Source organism: Candidatus Eisenbacteria bacterium, from assembly GCA_016930695.1.
GTDB lineage: Bacteria > Orphanbacterota > Orphanbacteria > Orphanbacterales > Orphanbacteraceae > JAFGGD01.
Genome location: JAFGGD010000045.1, coordinates 15,428 through 28,831 on the forward strand (window position 1 = coordinate 15,428; position 13,404 = coordinate 28,831).

Annotated in this window: 13 protein-coding genes and 2 tRNA genes; 11 read left to right on the plus strand and 4 right to left on the minus strand. The window is 64.5% G+C overall.

The window, feature by feature from the left end; all coding sequences use genetic code 11:
- The first annotated feature begins 8 nt into the window (after nucleotides 1-8).
- The 5 genes from rbfA to pnp all read left to right on the plus strand — a co-directional run bounded on the left by rbfA (nucleotide 9) and on the right by pnp (nucleotide 4,944).
- The gene (rbfA, locus tag JW958_10675) at nucleotides 9-365 is read left to right on the plus strand and encodes a 30S ribosome-binding factor RbfA (protein MBN1826722.1); all 357 of its coding nucleotides are present in this window, start codon (nucleotides 9-11) and stop codon (nucleotides 363-365) included.
- On the plus strand, nucleotides 362-1,270 hold the full coding sequence (truB, locus tag JW958_10680) for a tRNA pseudouridine(55) synthase TruB (protein ID MBN1826723.1): 909 nt from the start codon (nucleotides 362-364) through the stop codon (nucleotides 1,268-1,270). Before rbfA ends, truB begins: the two co-directional genes overlap by 4 nt.
- Nucleotides 1,267-2,295 carry a bifunctional riboflavin kinase/FAD synthetase gene (locus tag JW958_10685; protein ID MBN1826724.1) on the plus strand — a complete coding sequence of 343 codons (1,029 nt, stop codon included), beginning with the start codon at nucleotides 1,267-1,269 and terminating at the stop codon, nucleotides 2,293-2,295. The genes truB and JW958_10685 overlap by 4 nt, the downstream gene beginning before the upstream one ends.
- Before the next feature lie 54 nt (nucleotides 2,296-2,349).
- On the plus strand, nucleotides 2,350-2,619 hold the full coding sequence (gene rpsO / locus JW958_10690; protein ID MBN1826725.1) for a 30S ribosomal protein S15: 270 nt from the start codon (nucleotides 2,350-2,352) through the stop codon (nucleotides 2,617-2,619).
- A gap of 105 nt (nucleotides 2,620-2,724) precedes the next feature.
- Complete coding sequence (pnp, locus tag JW958_10695) at nucleotides 2,725-4,944, plus strand: polyribonucleotide nucleotidyltransferase (protein MBN1826726.1); 2,220 nt, start codon at nucleotides 2,725-2,727, stop codon at nucleotides 4,942-4,944.
- Nucleotides 4,945-5,045: 101 nt separating this feature from the next.
- On the opposite strand, the gene JW958_10700 is transcribed toward pnp, so the two are convergent.
- The gene (locus JW958_10700; GenBank protein ID MBN1826727.1) at nucleotides 5,046-6,224 is read right to left on the minus strand and encodes an aminotransferase class I/II-fold pyridoxal phosphate-dependent enzyme; all 1,179 of its coding nucleotides are present in this window, start codon (nucleotides 6,222-6,224) and stop codon (nucleotides 5,046-5,048) included.
- A gap of 90 nt (nucleotides 6,225-6,314) precedes the next feature.
- Between JW958_10700 and JW958_10705 the strand changes: the two genes are divergently transcribed.
- Nucleotides 6,315-7,076, plus strand: coding sequence for a polysaccharide deacetylase family protein (locus tag JW958_10705; protein MBN1826728.1), 762 nt, complete (start codon nucleotides 6,315-6,317; stop codon nucleotides 7,074-7,076).
- Nucleotides 7,073-7,990: a UbiA family prenyltransferase gene (locus JW958_10710; protein MBN1826729.1), complete on the plus strand. Its 918-nt coding sequence runs from the start codon at nucleotides 7,073-7,075 to the stop codon at nucleotides 7,988-7,990. The genes JW958_10705 and JW958_10710 overlap by 4 nt, the downstream gene beginning before the upstream one ends.
- Before the next feature lie 37 nt (nucleotides 7,991-8,027).
- Here JW958_10710 and JW958_10715 read toward each other — a convergent pair whose 3' ends face one another.
- Together JW958_10715 and JW958_10720 are read right to left on the minus strand one after the other, a co-directional pair.
- On the minus strand, nucleotides 8,028-9,029 hold the full coding sequence (locus JW958_10715) for a DUF4388 domain-containing protein (protein ID MBN1826730.1): 1,002 nt from the start codon (nucleotides 9,027-9,029) through the stop codon (nucleotides 8,028-8,030).
- Complete coding sequence (locus JW958_10720; GenBank protein ID MBN1826731.1) at nucleotides 9,029-10,873, minus strand: tetratricopeptide repeat protein; 1,845 nt, start codon at nucleotides 10,871-10,873, stop codon at nucleotides 9,029-9,031. Before JW958_10720 ends, JW958_10715 begins: the two co-directional genes overlap by 1 nt.
- A gap of 200 nt (nucleotides 10,874-11,073) precedes the next feature.
- Between JW958_10720 and JW958_10725 the strand changes: the two genes are divergently transcribed.
- Complete coding sequence (locus JW958_10725) at nucleotides 11,074-11,253, plus strand: hypothetical protein (GenBank protein MBN1826732.1); 180 nt, start codon at nucleotides 11,074-11,076, stop codon at nucleotides 11,251-11,253.
- Between the two features lie 82 nt (nucleotides 11,254-11,335).
- Here JW958_10725 and JW958_10730 read toward each other — a convergent pair whose 3' ends face one another.
- Entirely contained in the window at nucleotides 11,336-11,557 is a 222-nt protein-coding gene (locus tag JW958_10730; protein MBN1826733.1) for a hypothetical protein, read from the minus strand.
- A gap of 183 nt (nucleotides 11,558-11,740) precedes the next feature.
- Here JW958_10730 and JW958_10735 point away from each other — a divergent pair.
- The 3 genes from JW958_10735 (at nucleotide 11,741) to glmM (ending at nucleotide 13,385) form a co-directional block, all read left to right on the plus strand.
- Nucleotides 11,741-11,813: transfer RNA gene (locus JW958_10735), tRNA-Phe, on the plus strand.
- Between the two features lie 61 nt (nucleotides 11,814-11,874).
- Nucleotides 11,875-11,947: transfer RNA gene (locus tag JW958_10740), tRNA-Thr, on the plus strand.
- A 76-nt stretch (nucleotides 11,948-12,023) separates the two neighbouring features.
- Nucleotides 12,024-13,385 (plus strand): phosphoglucosamine mutase, encoded by a 1,362-nt coding sequence (gene glmM / locus JW958_10745; GenBank protein MBN1826734.1) that lies wholly within the window; start codon nucleotides 12,024-12,026, stop codon nucleotides 13,383-13,385.
- Nucleotides 13,386-13,404 lie beyond the last annotated feature (19 nt).

Sequence of the window (13,404 nt, forward strand, 5' to 3'; positions counted from 1 at the left end):
ACGGAACGATGAAATATAAACGGTCGGAACGTGTTTCGGCCCTCGTCCTCCATGAGCTGGCCGATATAATCGAGAGGGGGCTTCGGGATCCCGACATCGGTTTCGTAACCCTCACCCGGGTCGTCGTGAGCGACGATCTCCGAAACGCCAAGGTGTTCGTGGTGACCCGAGGGGAGGACGACGTCCGGGAGAAGACGCTCCGAGGGCTGGAGAGGGCGGTGCCCCATTTCCGCCGGGAGCTGGGGAGCCGTCTGGAACTCAGGTACGTTCCCCAGTTGCGTTTCTACCCCGATCCCTCCTTCGATCACGCCGAATCGATTCAGCGCCTCCTGGAGCGGATTCATCGAGAGGAGGAGGAAGCGTGATACACGGGCTCCTGAACGTGGACAAGCCGCAGGAGTGGACCTCGCACGACGCGGTCGCGAAAATCCGGCGCGTCCTGAAGCAGCAGAAGGTGGGGCACGCGGGGAGCCTCGACCCGAACGCCACCGGCGTGCTCCTGCTCTGCCTGGGAAAGGGGACCAAACTCTCCCGTTACTTCATGGGGCTCGAAAAGGAGTATCACGCTTTTTTCCGTTTCGGAGCCGTGACGGACACCCAGGACGCGGACGGCGAGGTGCTCGAGACCCGCGACGCGGGGGATGTCACGGAGGAGAGGATTCTCGAAGTGATCGGGAGGTTCCGCGGGGAGATCCTGCAGACGCCTCCCATGGTTTCGGCGGTGAAGGTCGGCGGGAAGCGCCTCTACCGGTACGCCCGCAAGGGGGAGACGGTGGAGAGAAAGCCCCGTCCGATCCACGTCCGTTCCTTCGAACTGGTCGGCTGGAATCCGCCGGTGGCCGAAGTGAAGATCGCCTGCTCCAAGGGGACCTACGTGCGGACCTTGGCGGCCGACATGGGAGATCTGCTCGGCTGCGGCGCCTATCTGGACCGGCTGACCAGGACCCGGATCGGCCCCTACCGGGTGGAGGACGCCCTCACCATCGAGCGGATCGCGGAGCTGGCCGCCGAGGGGCGGTTGGATGAGGCCTGCATCTCTTTAGAGAAGACGGTGGAGAAGCTTCCCACCGCCGTTCTTCGAGCTGCGCCCGGGCGCTGGGGAGGACCGGCGTTGCCGAGCACCCTCGGATCGCTCGAACCTCTCGATCCGATTCCGGGTGAGGGAGAATTTCTCCGGATTCGGGACCGTGTGGGCCGCTCCGTCGGCGTGGTGCAGGTCGAAGGGGAGCGGGGGCATCTGAGGCGGGTCTTCTCCTGGGAGGGTCGATGAAGGTCTGGCGCTCCATCGAGGACGTGGAGGGAGCGGTGGATCGCGTCGCCGTCGCCGTCGGCGTCTTTGACGGGATTCACATGGGGCATCGGGCGATCGTCGCGCGCGCCGTGGAACACGCCCGGGAGCGGAAGGGCATCGCCGTCGTCCTCACCTTCGACCCCCATCCGCGTTGCGTTCTCCGCGGTTGCCGTCCTCCCCGCATCCTCACCACACTGGACGAAAAACTGGGCATCCTCGCCCACCTCGGCGTAGACGGTGTCCTGGTTCTCCCCTTCGATCATCGCTTGGCTTCCCTCACCGCCGAAGAATTCGTGCGGACCGCCTTTACCGGGCCGCTCCACGCCGAATGGGTCGTGGTGGGGTATGATTTCCGGCTCGGCCGGGGTCGGGAGGGGGACGGGAAGACCCTTCGGGAACTGGGCCGGCGCCACGGATTCGATACGGAACTGATCGAGGCGAGCCTCTGGGAGGGGCGACCGGTAAAGTCCACCTGGATTCGTGACGAAATCGAGATAGGGAGCGTTGCCCGCGCGGCGGAGCTTCTCCGGCGCTATCACTCCCTCAGCGGTGTCGTCGAATCCGGTGAGGGAAGGGGAAGGGGGCTCGGCTGGCCGACCGCCAATCTGCGCGTCCTGGAAGAGGGGAAGCTGTGGCCCGCTCTCGGTGTCTACGCCGGTTTGGTGGAGATCGAGGAGGGGCTTCTCCCCGCGGCTGTGAACGTGGGGGTCCGTCCCACCTTCGGCGAGGGGGCGGAGCCGAACGTGGAAGCCCACATCATCGGCGCCGAACGGGATCTGCGCGGGCGGGCGGCCAAAGTCCATTTTCTGGCGCGTATCCGCGGGGAAAGGACCTTCCCCTCCGCCCGGGATCTGGCCGATCAGATCGGTCGGGACGCCCGGATGGCAAAAGAGCGGATACGGGCGGGAAAAGAGAATTTTATCTTTACAGGCCGAGCGGGCTCTGGTACATTTCTCCGGAATGGGGAAAGTACGTGTGGAAGAGGAAAAAGTGTAATCCCTTGAAATGAAGGGAGATGTGGAGTCCGCACCGAGCGGATCCAACGGGAGTTTTCAGCTTTGCCACTGTCCAAAACATCCAAGCAGGAGATCATCGGTAAGTACAAGCTCCACGATTCGGATTCCGGTTCGCCGGAGGTCCAGATCGCGCTGCTCACCGAGCGGATCACCTATCTTACCGAGCATTTCAAGGTCCATAAAAAGGACCACCACTCCCGCAGAGGTCTTCTCCGCCTCGTCGGGCGACGCCGTCGCCTCCTCGACTACCTCAAGGCGAACAAGATCGAGCGGTATCGCGCTATCGTAAAAGAACTCGGTCTTCGGAAATAGCAACGCGCGGACTCGCCTCGAAGCAAGTGCTCGAGGGCGGGTGTTTTTTCGTATGCCCGGTCGGCCGTCTGGGGACGGTGGAGGCCGTGGTTCAGGAGTTATCAAATGATGGAACGTGTTCAAGTGGATCTCGGCCCGAACGGGTTGGAGATCGAAACCGGGCGCCTCGCCAAACAGGCGAACGGCTCGGTTACGGTCCGGTCCGGAGGAACGGTTGTGTTGGTCACCGCCGTGTGTACTCTGGATCAGGTGCCGGACAAGGGGTTTTTCCCCTTGATGGTGGAATATCGAGAGCGCTCCTACGCTGCCGGGAAGATCCCCGGCGGTTTTTTTAAGCGTGAAGGAAGACCGCAGGATCGGGAAATCCTCTCGGCCCGGCTGATCGACCGGCCGATCCGTCCCCTCTTCCGGAAAGGCTTCCGGAACGAGGTCCAGATCATCGCCACCGTCCTCTCGACGGACCAGGAGAACGGCCCGGGCGTGCTCGCCCTCTGCGGTGCCTCCGCGGCGCTCGCCCTCTCGAGTATCCCGATGGAGAAGACCATCGCGGGCGTGCGGGTGGGCCGCGTGAATGGGGAATTCGTGGTCAATCCCTCTCTGGCCCAGCGGGCGGAGAGCGACATGGACCTCGTGGTCGCCGCCTCCCGCGATTCGATCGTGATGGTCGAGGGGGAGGGGAAGGAGTTCTCCGAGAAGGACATGGTGCTGGCGCTCCGCTTCGGCCAAGAAAACTGCGTCCGCGTCATCGACGCCATCGAGGATCTGCAGCGTCGCGTGGGCCGGCCGAAAATCCAGGTCGAACCGGACGAGGCGCCGGACAAGATCCGGAAGAGAATTCACGAGCTGGTCGGCGACCGGATCGCCGAGGCGAACCGCTTCGGAGTCAAGGAAGAGCGCAGGGAGAAACTCTCGGCGCTCGAGAAGGACCTGATCGCCACCCTCGCCGAGGAGTTCCCCGATCGACAGATGACGGTACGCGGCGTCCTGGACGACGTGGTCGGCGAAGAGGCCCGGCGCGTGATTCTCCAGGAAGAGAGACGTTTGGACGGCCGGCGGGTCGACGAGATCCGCCCGATCACGTGCGACGTGGGCGTTCTACCGCGGACGCATGGTTCCGCCCTCTTCACCCGCGGCCAGACGCAGGCGCTGGCGACGATTACATTGGGAACCACGTCCGACGAGCAGCGCCTGGACGACATCGAGGGAGAGCGGTTCAAGAAGTTCATGCTCCATTACAATTTCCCTCCCTTCTGCGTCAACGAGGTCCGCATGATCCGCGGCACGGGGCGGCGCGAGGTGGGCCACGGCAATCTCGCCGAGCGCTCCTTGGAGCCGATGATTCCCGTCGAGGATGATTTCCCCTACACGATCCGCATCGTCTCGGACATCCTCGAATCGAACGGCTCGTCTTCGATGGCCACCGTGTGCGGCGGAAGCCTGGCGCTCATGGACGCCGGCGTGCCGATCCGCAAGGCGGTGGCGGGGATCGCCATGGGCCTCATCAAGGAAGGGGACAAGGTCCGGGTTCTTTCGGACATCCTCGGCCAGGAGGACCATTTCGGCGATATGGACTTCAAGGTCGCCGGCAGCCGCGAGGGAATCACCGGGATCCAGATGGACCTGAAGACCGCCGGCATCGATTTCGACGTGATCGAGAAGGCTCTGGAGCAGGCGCGCCTGGGACGGCTCCACATTCTGGAGAAGATGGACGAGACCCTCGCCCAGCCGCGGCCGGAACTCTCCCCCTTCGCGCCGCGCATCCTCTGCATCAAGATCCCCGTCGACAAGATCCGGGAAATCATCGGCCCCGGGGGCAAGATGATCCGAAAGATCCAGGAGGAATCGGGCGCCAGCATCGACGTGGAGGACGACGGGACCGTGAAGGTCGCCTCGATCGATGAGGAGGCCGGGAAGATGGCCATGGCGATGATCCAGGCGATCGTGGAGGACCCGGAGATCGGGCGCGTCTACGACGGGATCGTCCGGCGGGTCGCCCCCTTCGGCGCCTTCGTGGAGATCCTTCCGGGCAAGGACGGCCTGCTCCATATTTCCGAGATGGAGCACTACCGGGTGGAGAAGGTCGAGGACGTGATGAACGAGGGGGACCGGGTGCAGGTGAAGGTGATCGACATCGACCCGGAGGGGAAGGTGCGCCTCAGCCGAAAGGTCCTTCTGCCGAACGACAACCCGGAGCGCTCCGACCGCGGCGGCGGCGAACGCCGGGAGGGCGGCGGAGGACGCGGCGGAGACCGGGGGGGCGATCGCGGAGGCGATCGGCGAGGATCCCGCCGGGGAGGCGGCGGCCGGGACAGGGACAGGCGCTAACGCACGCTCCCGTTCACGGCGAACGACGCACACGATCATCAGCGATAAAGAAAAGCCCGGCCTTTCGGTCGGGCTTTTCATTATGTCGCGCGAAAACCGGTCTAGCCGAGGCCGCCCCAGGCGTCGATCCTCTTCACCGCTTCCGCGATGCGCTCCTTCGGCTGCACCAGGGCCATGCGGACGAAGCCGGCGCCGTACTTTCCGAATCCTTCCCCCGGGCTGATCGAAACGCCCGTGGCGAGAACCAATTCATCGGTGAACTGCGAGGCGTTCTCGTACTTCTCCGGCATGCGGGTCCAGACGTACATTCCCGCCTTGGGGGAGGCCACCTTCCAACCGAGCCCGCAGAGACCCTTCACGAGGACATCCCGCCGCTCGCGGTAGACCCCGCGCAACTCCTTCAGAAAATCTTGCGGGCCGGTCAACACATCCGCCGCCGCCGCCTGGATGGCGGGGAAGACGCTGAAGTCGGCGGTGCTCTTCAGCTTGTAAAGCATGGCGATGATCTCCGGGTTCCCGACGACGAAGCCGACCCGCCAGCCCGCCATGCAGTAGGTCTTGGAGAAGGACTGGAACTCGATGGAGTTCTTTTTGTCGCGATCGATCTGGAAGATCGAGCGGGGATGCACATCGTCGTCCAAGGGGAGTTCCGAATAAGCGATGTCGGAGACCACCAGCGTGTTCGTCCGCTCGCCGAAGGCGACCACCTTCTCCAGCAGGTCCGTCTCGATCCCGCCGGTCGGGTTGTTCGGATAGTTGATCACGATGTACTTCGCCTTCGCCGCCGTGTCCGCCGGGATGGCGTCCAGATCGGGCTGAAAGCCGAGTTCCTCCAATAAAGGCATCTGGTGCGCCACGCCGCCGGCGACGTGTACGCTCGGGAAGTAAGCGGGATAAGCGGGGGAGGGAATGATCGCCGTGTCCCCCGGATTCAGGAAGGCGAGGGCCAGCTTGGCCAGACCTTCCTTGGAGCCGATGACCGGCAACACCTCCCGGTCCGGATCCACGTCCACGTCGAAGCGCGTCTTGTACCAGCGGGCCACCGCTTCCCGGAAGACCGGGATGCCGTTGAAGGGGGAGTAACGGTGGAGCTGGTGAGCGGAGTCGTCGAGAGCCCGGTGCAGGGCGTCGATCGCGGACCGGGGTGGGCGCAGGTCGGGATTGCCGATGGCGAGGTCGATCAGGTCTTTTCCTTCACTCCTGGCGCGCGCCTTCATTTCGTCGGTGCGGGCGAAGGCGTACTTGGGGAGCGAAGTCACACGTTCAGCGAATGGAAACATCGAACATCTCCTTGTGGAACCGGGGACGCTCTTATAGCATGAGACGATGGTATCGCCGCAGAGGGAGAATCGTCAAGAAGGGGAAAGCCCGTGGTCGTCTTAGCCTATCATCAGGTGGACCGCAGGCTCGATTTCGCCTGGAACATGATCTCCCCCGAGCGGCTCGCGCGCCAAATGGAGCTTCTCGCCCGCCGGGGTTGGCGGGGGGTTCCTTTCCGCGAGGCGATCGGCGGCGAGTCACGGATCGTGGGGATCACCTTCGACGACGCATTGGACGGGGTGGTCCGTTTCGGCCTTCCGGTTCTTCGCTCTTTCGGGTTCCGGGCCACCCTGTTCGTCCCCACCGCCTGGGCGGGGCGGCGGAATGGTTGGGACACCCGTCTGGCGGGGCGGCGCGTCGTCCACGCCGGTTGGGACTCGCTCGCCCGGGCGGCCGGCGAGGGGTGGGAGATCGGTTCTCACGGCCACACCCACCGCGACCTGACGTTGCTTCCCGCCGAGGAGGCGGAGAGGGAAATCCGCGTCTCACGGGAGATCATTCTGCGGCGGACCGGTATTCGCGCCGAATCGATCGCATGGCCGTTCGGTCAAGCGGATGAACGGCTTTCCGGCGCGGCGCGCCGGGCGGGTTTCCGGCGGGGCTGCCTCGCCGTTCCCGACGGAGATCCCGCGGACCCCTTCCGTATCGGGCGGATCGGGGTGAGACGCTTCGACGGCGAAGCCGAATTTCTTTCGAAAATCGAGGGGGGCCCTCTCTACCGTTGCCAGGTGTGGAAGGACCGGGTCGCCCATTTCGTCTCTCTCGCCACGCCTCGGTTGTGGCAGAGGATCCGGAGGATCGACGCGGCATGAAAGGATTGTTGGATCGTTTCTTTCTGACCCGCCCGGTGGTGCTGATCCCCGCTTGGGCTTTTCTCGGCACGGGTTATCTCCGGGCGCTCGAATCGGGCGGAGACACGGCGACGCGGTACGAGGCGATTCTGCTCCCCTTTCTTCTCCTTACGCTCATGCTCGCCGGCGTGTACGTGATCAACCAGATCTACGACCGGGACACCGACCGCGAGAACGGCAAGCTCTTTCTGATCGCCCAAGGGCACGTCTCTCTCCGCGACGCCTGGATCGAGGCGCTCCTGCTGGTCCTCGTTTCGCTGATCGCGGCGGCTCTCTTCCGGCCCGCCGATCTCCCGTGGCTCGCCGGCAGCGGCCTTCTCGGCTTTCTCTATTCCGCCGATCCGGTCCGCCTCAAGGGGCGGCCGATCGCCGACATGATCGCCAACGCCGTCGGATACGGAGGAGTCACCTTCCTCTACGGTTTCTCGCTGGTGCGCGCGCCCGGGACGGAGGATCTCCTCCACGCGCTTCCCTATATTTTTCTGGTGGGGGGCGTTTTCCTTCACACGGCCCTGGTGGACGTCCGGGGGGACCGGAAGGCGGGACTGAGAACGAGCGCCGTTCTGCTCGGTCCGCGCGGCACATCGACGTTCGCCTTCGTCTTGTTGGTGCTCGCGGCGGGCGCCGGCGTTCTGCTGGGTGAGCCTTATCCGACCCTTGCGGCGATCGGCGCCTCCCCCTTCTTCCTCTGGGGTCTCATCCGTCCGGGAGAGAAGGGGAGCACGCTCAGCTTCCAATGGGGGAGCCTGCTCTTCATCCTCCTCCTCGTTATTCGCGCTCCGTGGTTCGGCTTCTTCTTGGTCGGCCTGCTGGCGGTGACGCGGCTCTATTACAAACTGCGTTTCCACATGGTCTACCCGCGCCTCGATTTTTAAGAGGCGAAGCGGATTTCCGGCGGGGAAAACGGACGGATCAGTCCCGAAGGGGCCGTTCCGGGTCGAGGGAGCCGGAACGGATCGGTTCCGGCACCGGGCGGATCGGCGTTACGGCGCCGGCGGGGATGCCGCGCACCAGCGGGCCGTAGCGACCGGACTGCAGGAAATAGCGGGTGCCGCCGCGGATGGGACGGTAAGAGATCTCCAGGTTTCGGAGCATCACCAGCCGCCGCGGGCTGAGCAGTTTCGCCCGCACCAGTTGGTTGAGATTGTCGGGATAGTGGTCGTGCAGCGCGCGGTACATCTCCAGGACGAGACGGAGATTGCGGACCTCCCGCTCGGCGTGAAAGCCCGCCACGCGTTCCCCGAAGAGGGGCGCGTCCGACGGCGCCGCCGCGGGGGGCGGGAAAAGTCTTCCCGAAAGAAGAAGGGAGACTGTGGGGAGCAGAACGAGGAGGGCGGCGTGCGCCATCACGCGGCGCGTCTTCGCCGTGAGAGCCGCGGGCCGCAGCTTCTCCAGACGCGATTCCTCCCGTTTCGGTGTTTTCTTCCCCGCATCCGCTTCGTCGATCTGCCGGGCCGCCTCCAGGAGAAGGGTCTCCACTTTGACGTGAACGCCGGGGATGTAGGGCCGCACCGAGGGGTCGGGGAAGAACTCGAAGCGTCCTTGGCCCCACCCGAGGATCGCCCGCACCTCCCGGAGGATCTGGGCTTGGACCAGCCGGGAGAGTTCCGGCATGTCCATCATTCCTTCACGGATCATGATCTCCGCGAAGGGGAGGTCGCTCCGCGCTTCGAGGCGGAGCGCTTTCATGGTCTGGTGTTCCGGAAGAACCCTTTGGCTGAGCAGGTAGCTCTTGAAGGGATCCGCGAAGTGAATGGTCCGATCCCAGGTGGAGACGATCCGTCCCGAATCGAAAACGAGGGAGACCCGGCTCCGGCCCTGGTAGAGGCGGAGCACGCCGGTCTTTTCCTGCCCCGCCAGAAGCTGCAGGACCTCGATGGCGCCGAAATCGCCCAGATCGCCGCGGAGACCCATCAGATCATCCCCCCCAGAGTGCCGTTCCGAAAGTGTTTCCGGACGAGGAGAAGCGCGTCGATCAGGACGAAAAGGTAGACCGGCAGGAAGACCCATCCGAAGATCAGATTTTCCAGCGGGATCAGATCGCCGCCGTGGAGAATCGGGAAGGGCTTGAGCACCGGTCCTCGGAAGGCCCAAAGAATCAGAATGGAGAGCGCCAGGACGAGATAGAAAACGCCGATCCGCCGCCGCCCCAGGTATACGTGGCCGGCGCCGGGGAAAAGAACGGATAGGGCGAGCGCCATCGGCCTATGGAAAAGGACGGTGTTCCGCCCCCAGCTGCGTTCCGTGCCTCCGCCCGAGCATTCGGCGCAGAAGTCGTGACCCGTTTCCCGCACGCGGCAGCGCCTGCAGAGAATCCGCCCGCAGCGCACGCAAACGAGAGGGGCGCGGCGGGTCGAGCCGAACCAGCCGGCGAACCCGATCAGAAGCGCCAGAGGCACGGCGTGGTGCGCCGGGAAGGGGAAGAGGATCCGGCGGGTCGCGCCGAGCGCCTCCGCCCAGTCCATACCCTGCTCGCCCGCGCGGCCCCCCAGGAAACGTCCCCAGAGATGGGAGGGGGGGAGCGACTCGTCGATCAGGGTGAGGCGATCGGTGTGGCGGCTCAGCCGGGAAAGAGAACGAATGAGTGAAAAGTTGAACTCCGAAGCCTTGCTGAATTCCTCCCGGGCCCGATCGAAGGCGAATGCTTCCAGGTAGAGCTGGCCTAAGTTGTAGTGGCTCGTCGCCCTCTCCGGGTCGAGATCCAGCGCCTTTCGGTAAGCGGAAAACGCGAGATCCGTCTCCCCTCGGAGGAAGAGAAGATTCCCCATGTTGTTGTACACGGAAACGGAGCCGAAGCCGCGGTCGAGCATCTCCCTGTACAGCTCCATGGAGCGGTTCAGGTCGCCCCGTTCCCGTTCCAAAAGGGCCAGGCTGAAGAGAATGTCGCCGTCTCCGTCGTCCTCCAGGGGGAGGGATCCCTCGTCCCCTTCCAGTGGAAAGAGGGGGGTGCCGGAGAGGGCGAAGAGGGTCGTGCCGGGCATGGAGGGGAGGGTGAAGTGAATCGCCGTCTTGACGGCCACCGGCGCGGTGATGAGGAGCGCGAGGAACGCCGCGGTGACGAAACGCTCCCAACGGTCGAAGCCGCGTCGCGCCAGGAGGACTCCCGTCGCCACGAGCCAGAAGAGTCCCATCCCCCAACTCCAGGGACGGAAGAAAGCGACAAGCGCTCCTCCGAGTGCGAAGGGGTAGAAGAGGAGGAGCGGGCGGGGCAGGTTGTCGGGAAGTAGTTCCATTATGGTGTGCCGGAGGAAGGGGAGGCTCCGCAAGAGAGCCGCGCCGCTCAGGAGGGCGAGCAGCAGAATGAGGAGGGTGAATCCGCCGATGACGGCGTTCGCCACGAGGAGGCTCTGGCCTCGGAAGTTCCCCTGAAGGGCCTTGCCCGCGTCGACCAGGAAGAGAATCCACTTGGGATCGAGGGAGCGAAGGTGAAGGAGGGAGAGGAGGAGGTGGCCCCGCACCAGGGACGGATCGCCCTCCACGGCGTTGAACAGGTGTTCCCGCGCGATGTCGTACCGTCCCGCCGCGATCGATTGCACCGCACGATAATATTCCACTCGCGAAAGAATCGGCGACTCGAGCAAGGGGCCGCCGGGAGCGAGTGTCACGACCCGATGCGCCGTCCGCTCCGAATCGACCGTGGGAAGAGGGGAGAGGAGACTCTCCGACTCCCCTTCCCATTCCGCCGTCTGCGCTCCCACGATTCCCGCGGTGAGCAGAACGAATAGAAAAAGGATACCGGCGATGCCTTGCTTTCGCAAACCGTACCTCCACGAGGAGGGATCACCGATCCGCTCGGTGGGTCCATCTCCGCTCGACGTCTTCTAACCTTCTATGAATCGGCAACTTGAACCGGATTCTTTACCGAAAGAAAAAGGTGGGGGGGAAGCGGTTGACCCATCCCGCTCACCCGTCTAGCATTACCATTCCGGGCCAACGGAAGCGCGAAAGGAGTTCCTCCGTGGTTTTTGTCCATTTTCTGCTCGTGCTTGCGGGCTACGCGGGAACCGTCGCCGGTTTCCGGCTATTGGGCGGCCGCAACGATCGTACGGCCTGGGCGGGCGTCACTCTGCTTTTCGGCGGTTTCCTCGTGATGTTCGCGGGTGTTCTTCTCGCCTTCGCGCCCCGATTCTTTGAATAGGCTGTCGGAGAAGGGGATAGGGTGCCGTGTAGCTAAAAAGGGACAGCCGCGGCGGGTCCGAATGGGGGGGATGGATTCGTGCTCAGCGCCGTGTGTTTCGAAGGGGGACGATCCGGTCCAACTCGCCGTTCCGGAACACGAAACCCTTGTGAGCGCCGAAGTAATACCATGTTTCCAGGTCGCCTAGGCTTAGGGTGTCGTCCGGGGGTCCGTAGATCTTGGCCACTTTGGAGCGGATGTTGGAAGTGCCGAATCGGGCGATGATGGAGTCGAAAAAAGCGCGGTGTCGAGGGCGGCTCGCCATGACACGACTCCTGTCGGGTTCGTAACGTCCCTGTTCTCAATGTGATCGCTCAGGCAGCTACGGAAAGAATCATAGCACAACCGTTCCGCGAAGTCAAGGAGCTATCCTCTTCCATCAGAACCTTTTGGCTTGACAGAGCAAAGAGGCGCTGATACATTGCTGCATCGAACCTAGCGGTGTTTTGTCGCGGTAGCTCAGCTGGTAGAGCAGGGGACTGAAAATCCCTGTGTCGATGGTTCAATTCCGTCCCGCGACACCGCTTCTTCTCCCGTGTCGTTCTCAGACCCCGGGACGCCTCCGGGGTCGTTTCGAGTCGGGCTGGTGTAGCTCAGCTGGTAGAGCAACGCATTCGTAATGCGTCGGTCATCGGTTCAAATCCGATCACCAGCTCTCTTCCCCGACCCGGGGATCCTCGCCGAGAGAGAAGGGGTGCTCGTCTCCTCTCGGAAGTCCACGGGGTAAACCAATGCTGAAACTGAAATTAGGGATCTCCGGCGCGCGCGGCGTAATCGGAGAGACGCTTACACCCGAGGTGGTGGTGCGCCTGGCCGCCACCTATGCCGCGGAGCGCGCGGGGCGTCCCGTGCTGGTCGGCGGGGACACCCGGCCGACCGGGCCCATGGTAAGGAACGCCCTCTTCGCCGGTCTGACCGCCGCGGGTTGCCCGGTCCTCGACTGCGGCGTCTGCCCCACCCCCTCGATTCTCCTCGCCGTCGCACGCCGCCCGGAAGCGGGGGGCGGGATTCTTGTAACGGCGAGCCACAACCCGATCGAATGGAACGCCCTCAAGTTCGTGAATGAACGGGGGTTCTTTCTCGGGCCCGAGGAAGGGGAGGGGATGATCCGCCTTTTCCGTGAGGGCGTCTCTCCTTGGGTACCCTGGGATCGAGTCGGGCGGATCGAACCGGGACCGGACGTGGAGGCGGAGCATCTGGAGAAGATACTGAAGCTCCCCTGGATCGATGCCGAGTCGATACGCGCCTCGACGCACCGCGTCGTCCTCGACGGCGCCGGGGGCTCCGGTTCGAGACTCGCTCGGATGCTTCTCGAAAAGCTCGGGTGCGTGGTCACGGCGATTCACTGCGGCATGGAGGGGGGCTTTCCCCGACCGCCGGAACCGCGACCGGAGAACCTGGGTGCACTCTGTCGGGTGGTGCGGGAGGAGGGGGCGGCCGTCGGTTTCGCGCTGGATCCGGACGGCGACCGCCTCGCGCTCGTTTCCGATGAGGGGGAACCCCTCGGCGAGGAGTCGACGGTGGCGATCGCCGTCGACTATATCCTGGAGAGGGAGAGGGGGCCGGTGGTGCTGAATCTTTCCACCAGCCGGATGGCGGAGGAACTGGCGGAGCGCCACGGCGTTCCATGCCTCCGCACGCCCGTCGGCGAGGCGCACGTAGCGGCGGAGATGATCGCGTCCGGCGCCGTCGTCGGGGGCGAGGGAAACGGAGGCGTGATGCTCCCGGCGCTCCACCCCATGCGGGACGCGGCGGTGGGGATCGCCCTGACCTTGCAAGCGATGACGGCGCGGGGAGAAGGTTCCGCGGGACTCGCGCGCCGTCTCCCCCGTTATGCTATCGTGAAGGGAGTCATCGTCGCCGATCGTTTGAATGTGGAGCGACTTCTCGGTGATCTTCGATCCCGGTTCGGTCCGGGACGGGAAGACCTCCGGGACGGCGTCCACGTCGCGTGGCCGGACCGCTGGGTTCATGTTCGGGCCTCGAACACGGAACCGGTGGTTCGCGTGATGGCCGAAGCGCCCGACCGGGCGGACGCACTCCGTTTGCAGAAAGCGGCGGCGGCTTCGCTCGGTGACGGGCTCTCCGACTGACAGGGGGCGCCGGGGAGGA